Source organism: Halorubrum tibetense, from assembly GCF_042661865.1.
GTDB classification, from domain to species: domain Archaea; phylum Halobacteriota; class Halobacteria; order Halobacteriales; family Haloferacaceae; genus Halorubrum; species Halorubrum tibetense.
Map to the genome: position 1 here is coordinate 1 of NZ_JBHSWW010000175.1, position 5,080 is coordinate 5,080.

Annotated in this window: 6 protein-coding genes and 1 tRNA gene; 4 read left to right on the forward strand and 3 right to left on the reverse strand. The window is 68.7% G+C overall.

All coding sequences use genetic code 11. The features are described 5' to 3' along the window. Window positions 1–258: 258 nt before the first annotated feature. The 3 genes from ACFQEU_RS11055 to ACFQEU_RS11065 all read left to right on the forward strand — a co-directional run bounded on the left by ACFQEU_RS11055 (window position 259) and on the right by ACFQEU_RS11065 (window position 1,745). Window positions 259–942: a metallophosphoesterase family protein gene (locus ACFQEU_RS11055; protein WP_379782093.1), complete on the forward strand. Its 684-nt coding sequence runs from the start codon at window positions 259–261 to the stop codon at window positions 940–942. A gap of 135 nt (window positions 943–1,077) precedes the next feature. Then, a complete protein-coding gene (locus ACFQEU_RS11060) occupies window positions 1,078–1,593 on the forward strand; it encodes a type II toxin-antitoxin system RatA family toxin (protein WP_379782096.1) in 516 nt (171 codons plus the stop codon). Window positions 1,594–1,673: 80 nt separating this feature from the next. After that, window positions 1,674–1,745: transfer RNA gene (locus ACFQEU_RS11065), tRNA-Ala, on the forward strand. 189 nt (window positions 1,746–1,934) lie between these two features. Here ACFQEU_RS11065 and ACFQEU_RS11070 read toward each other — a convergent pair. Further along, on the reverse strand, window positions 1,935–2,231 hold the full coding sequence (locus ACFQEU_RS11070) for a hypothetical protein (protein ID WP_379782098.1): 297 nt from the start codon (window positions 2,229–2,231) through the stop codon (window positions 1,935–1,937). A 248-nt stretch (window positions 2,232–2,479) separates the two neighbouring features. On the opposite strand from ACFQEU_RS11070, the gene ACFQEU_RS11075 reads away from it, so the two are divergent. After that, window positions 2,480–3,853 carry an OFA family MFS transporter gene (locus ACFQEU_RS11075; RefSeq protein WP_379782100.1) on the forward strand — a complete coding sequence of 458 codons (1,374 nt, stop codon included), beginning with the start codon at window positions 2,480–2,482 and terminating at the stop codon, window positions 3,851–3,853. A gap of 81 nt (window positions 3,854–3,934) precedes the next feature. Here the strand turns inward: ACFQEU_RS11075 and ACFQEU_RS11080 are convergent, their stop codons facing one another. Together ACFQEU_RS11080 and ACFQEU_RS11085 are read right to left on the reverse strand one after the other, a co-directional pair. Next, a complete protein-coding gene (locus ACFQEU_RS11080) occupies window positions 3,935–4,450 on the reverse strand; it encodes a DUF371 domain-containing protein (protein ID WP_379782102.1) in 516 nt (171 codons plus the stop codon). A 63-nt stretch (window positions 4,451–4,513) separates the two neighbouring features. After that, window positions 4,514–5,080, reverse strand: a 567-nt coding sequence (locus ACFQEU_RS11085) for an amidohydrolase family protein (RefSeq protein ID WP_379782104.1), incomplete at its 5' end; no start/stop codon positions are given.

Consider the following 5,080-nt stretch of genomic DNA (forward strand, 5'->3'; position numbering starts at 1 on the left):
CCGGCGAACCAGCCGGTGTCGGCCGGGGCGTCCCCGCCGGTGTCGGAGTCGGTCATCGACCGGAGGTACACGGTCCGGTCGTATAGGCGTTCCCGAACGGGCTGCGCGCTTGCGGCGCGTCCGTGGCGCGTCGGCTGGTCCCCCGGCATGGGTAGGTATTCTCGGCGTGGGCTGGCCCCCCGACATGGGCAGGTCCTCCCGGCGTCGGCGAACGCATCGGCCGAAGCTATTCGGACGTCGACGGCGAACACCCACGCGATGCGAGTCGGACTCCTCTCGGACGTCCACGCGAATCTCCCGGCGCTCGAAGCAGTGCTCGACGACATGCCCGCCGTCGACCGGATCGTCTGTGCCGGTGACGTGATCGGGTACAACCCCTGGCCCGCCGACTGCCTGGATCGAGTACGCGAGGTCGCGGCGGTCACGGTTCGGGGCAACCACGACCGGACCGTCGAGACGCCCGAGCGCTACCGGGCGAACCGGATGGCCGAGGCGGGGCTCGAACACGCGAAGCGCGCGCTCGACGAGGACGACCTAGACTGGCTCCGATCGCTCCCCCGAGCCGCGTCGTTCGCTGGCGATCGGTATCACCTCGTCCACTCACACCCCGCACCCGACCGCGAGGACGCGTACGTGTATCCGGAGGAATTCCCCTCGCTTGGCCGCCATCTCGACTCGCTCGACGGCCCTGTCGACGGGCTCGTCCTCGGACACACTCACGTCCAAGGGGCTCGACGGGTCGGCGACCGACTGGTCGTCAACCCCGGAAGCGTCGGCCAGCCGCGCGACGGCGACCCCGACGCCGCCTACGCCGTGCTCGACACCGCAGCCGACGAGGTCGACCTCCGGCGGGTCGCCTACGACATCGACCACGTCGTTGAGGCGGTCGAGGCCGCCGGCCTCCCGAAACGAACCGGCGAGCGACTGTATACGGGAGAGTAGCGGCGCGCGACTCTAGTCCGCCCACGGGCGCGACGGTGGTGGCAACGGCGCGACAACGGTGACGACAGCGCGACAGCGATGACGACGCGTCAGGCCTGCCGGACCGCTTAATAGTCGCCGGGGACTCGGATCGGTGTGGACGAACTCGTCGTACGCACGGAAGTCCGCGCCGAGCCGGAGGTCGTTTACGAGTTCCTCCTCGATTTCCCGCAGTACGCGCGCTACTCTAAGCACCTTCGGGAGGTCCGGACGATACGGGGCGACGGCGGCCCGGACACGCGATACGCTCTAACGTTCGCGTGGTGGAAGCTCACCTACACCGCTCACTCGCGGGTGACGGGTGTCGAACCCCCCGAACGGATCGACTGGGAGATCACGAAGGACATCGACGCCGGCGGCTGCTGGCGTGTCACGCCGCTCGACGACGCCGGGACCTGCGAGGTCGCCCTGGAGGTCGAGTTCGATCCGGGGTCGGCGAGCCCGGACGCCCTCGATCTGCCGCGGCTCGTCTCGTTCGACTGGGTGCTGAAGAAGGCGATCCCCCTTATCAGGTCGGAGGCCGAGCGCGTCGTCGAGCGGGCCGTTCGAGATCTGGAGGGGTCGAACCGCGACGTCGACCTCGACGTGTACGTCGACTCCGACCGGATCTGATCCGTGGGAGGGATCCGGCACCGCCCTCGCCGAGTCGAAGCCCTTAAGATATCCAGCGCGGAAGAAACGGGTGCGAACGCGGGCTCGTAGATCAGTGGTAGATCACTCCCTTGGCATGGGAGAGGCCCCGGGTTCAAATCCCGGCGAGTCCATCGGAGCGAGTTTTGCGAGCGAGGATGGTCGAGACAGGATTTGAATCACGCGAGAGGCGCGTCAGCGATTCTCGCCATCGGGTTCAAATCCCGGCGAGTCCACTCCGATTCCTCCGTCGTGCTGATCGCAGAGACTCACACAGCGGACGCGCTCTCTCGTGTATATAACCGGAACCGTCGATCGCGACCCTATTTCCGGTTCGGGAGCGACCCAGGTTCGAGCGACTCCTCCTCGCCGGTCGCGATCTCCCGCTCGAAGCCGTAGAGGACGAGGCCGGTGTTCGCGGTCACGATAACCCCGGTCATCGGGACCGCGACGAACAGGTACATCGAGAAGCCGACGAGCACCGGGACGGCGGCTATCGCTCCCCACAGCGTCGGCCGGCCGACCTCGACCCGGACCGCATCCCAGCGGATCGCCACGAAGACGCCGACGGTGGCGATAACGCCGGCGAGCGCGATTCCCGGTGACGCCACGAGAGCCATACCGACACTTGGCCGACGCGGGCAAAAGCGTTCCGTGCGCGGCAGTGGTGCGGTCGAATGACCGGGTTGCCGGACAGTGACACGGCCGAGTCGTCGGGCGACCGACCGGCCGACCGGTCGGCGATCAGCCCTAGAAGCCCCGGCGCGGGCTGCCGAAGGCGAAGCGGTTGTATACCCCCCGACGTGATATCGGACGACCGACGAATGGACCGATCGCTTCGTGCCAGTACGCCCCTCGATCCGAGTCGATGAACGGGATAGACGACGTCGACCACGCGGCGGCGGCGAGGGGCGAGCTCGGCTACTCCCGGTGGTGGCAGATCGCCGCTGCCGCGACCATGATGGCGCTCGTGAGTCCGTATCAGTACGTCTGGTCGTCGCTTGAGGGGCCGTTGGCGGCCGATCTCGACGCCTCGCTGTCCGCGCTCGGGTTCGTGTTCACGGCGTACGTCGTCGCGATGGCGCTGATCCAGTTCCCAGCCGGGTGGTGGCGCGATCGCTACGGGCCGCGGGCCGTGACGCTCGTCGCGGGCGTGCTCGCGGGCGGCGGTTACGTCGCGTTGGCGTTCGCGACGGAGCTGTGGCACGTGTACGCGGCGTACACGGTCGGTGCCGTCGGCGTCGGCATGGTGTACACCGTCGCGGTCAACACCGCAGTCAAGTGGTTCCCCGACAGGCGCGGGCTCACGACCGGGATCGGGACGATGGCGTTCGCGGCCGGAAGCGCCGCGTTCGTCCCGTTCATCCGGTACATGGTCGCGGGCGACGCGCTCGCGACCGGGCTCGTCGCCTCGGGCGTGCTTATCGCGGTCGGTATCGTCGTGGGGGCGGTCGTCCTCGCGGACCCGCCCCGAGGCTGGGAGCGACAGGGTGACGAGTCCGGCGACACCGACGCCGAGACGACGACCGATACCGGCGAACCCGGCGACGGCGACGAGTTCGATGGTGGGGACGGAGCCGACGACGAGTTCGACGGTGGGGACGGAACCAACAGCGCCGACGGGACACCCGCATCCGACGTGGGTATCGACGGGAAACGCCAGTACACGTGGCGGGAGGTCGTCCGAACCTGGCAGTTCTGGGTGATGTACTTCATGTTCTTCGCGGTGAGCGCCGCGGGGCTGATGATCACGGCACGGACCGTGTTGTACGCTGAGGAGTCCGGATTGACCGCCGGGACGGCGACGATCGCGGCGACGCTGCTCCCCGTCGGATCGGCCGGCGGCCGCCTGATCGTCGGCGGGCTCTCCGACCGGTTCGACCGCGAGCGGATCACCGCGGTGTCGTTCCTGCTGTGTGGGCTTGCCACCCTCGCTATCGTCGGGTTCGCGGGGATCGGCAGCGGGATCGGTTACGTCCTGACGGTCGCGGTCGCCGTCTTCTTCTGGAGCTCGCAGTTCTCGCTGTTCCCCAGTCTCGTGGGCGACTACTACGGGAGTCGTCACTCCTCGGCCAACTACTCGCTCGTCTACTCGGGGAAGATGTGGGGCGGGGTGTTCGGCGGGGGCGTCGTCGGCTGGTTGGTTGGCGTCATCGGCTGGGACGCCACGTTCGTCTTCGGCGGCGCGCTGGCGCTGGCCGCGGGGATCGCCGGTTTCCTGTTGCGGCCGCCAACGTCGTAGCGGTGGGGAACGGCCGTATTGCTTGCCCCCTCCCCCGCGTTCCCCCTCACGCCCAGCTTCCGACCAGTCTGCCGGACGGGATCAGGTCTCTACCGAAAGTTCGAGCGTGACCTTCGCGTCGGGGTTCGTGAGCGCGCCGACCAGGTCGCGGTCGAGGTCAGCGGCCGCGGCGTCGGCGTCGACGAGGATCGTCCGCTCGTCGTCGGTGTACCCGCTCGTGCGCCCGACCATCGAGCGACCGTCGAGGAGCGTCAAACCGGGATCCCCCCGCCCCGTGATCGTCGCCGACAGGCTCCCGCCGCCGGGCGCGGGGTCGACAGTGATCGTCGCAGTGATCGTCGCGTCCGGGTCCTGACACGCCTCCCGGAACGCGGGATCGAAGTCGCGGGGCGTCCGGTCGGCGTCGACCGCGAGGATACAGTCGCCGGCGGGGGTGAGCCAGTCGTCGGTCGTGAGCTCGAACGTGCTCACGTGCTCTGCGGTGACGTTCTCGTGGCCGCACCCGTGGACGACCTCGGTGCGAACGTTCGCGTCGTCCGTGTGGAGGTCCGGATCGTCCGCGGGTGAGACGGGCGGGTCGATCGGATCGTCGGTCATGTCCACGCCTCGTCAGCGCGAGGGCAAATCGGTACCGTTCCGGAGGCCCACAGAGGGCTCGTCTCAGACGTCGGCGCCCTCGGCAAGCGCGGGGACGAGCCGGGCGGGGTTCTTTGCGAGGACGCGGCGCATGAGGTCCTCGGAGACGTCGAGGGTCAACACCTCCATCACGCCGACGTTCGGATGGACGTCAGGGGCACCGGAGCCGAAGACGATGCGATCGGGATGCTCCAACACGCCGCGTTCGAGGATCTCCCGGTAGCGAACCGCGCTCGTGTCGAGGTACAACCGATCGTATTCGTCGAGCAGGTCGATCGTCCGGTTCATCAGGTCGGCGTCGAGCGGGTACCCGCCGAAGCTGGCGAGGATCACGGGGAAGTCGTACCCGAGGAGGTCGCGCTCGATGGCATCGGGCGGGAACCGCGTTCCGCCGTGGACGATAACGGGGAGGTCCGCGGCCTCGAGACGGGTCAAGACGTCCTCGTTCGGGAGCCCGTCGTACGGCGGAACGAGCTTGAACCCGTGGAACCGGTCGTCGTAGGCGTACTGTTCGACGTCGTCGGGCCGGGCGTGGTGGTCGTCCCGCTCGGCGCGGAGGTTGCGGAGCGCGGCGACGGGGCCACCGCCGGG

What these genes read in the sequence shown, in the direction of transcription:
- ACFQEU_RS11055 (WP_379782093.1), top strand. Translation starts at nt 259, where the DNA reads ATGCGAGTCGGACTCCTCTCGGACGTCCACGCGAATCTCCCGGCGCTC.
- ACFQEU_RS11070 (WP_379782098.1), bottom strand. Translation starts at nt 2,231, where the DNA reads ATGGCTCTCGTGGCGTCACCGGGAATCGCGCTCGCCGGCGTTATCGCC.
- ACFQEU_RS11075 (WP_379782100.1), top strand. Translation starts at nt 2,480, where the DNA reads ATGAACGGGATAGACGACGTCGACCACGCGGCGGCGGCGAGGGGCGAG.
- ACFQEU_RS11080 (WP_379782102.1), bottom strand. Translation starts at nt 4,450, where the DNA reads ATGACCGACGATCCGATCGACCCGCCCGTCTCACCCGCGGACGATCCG.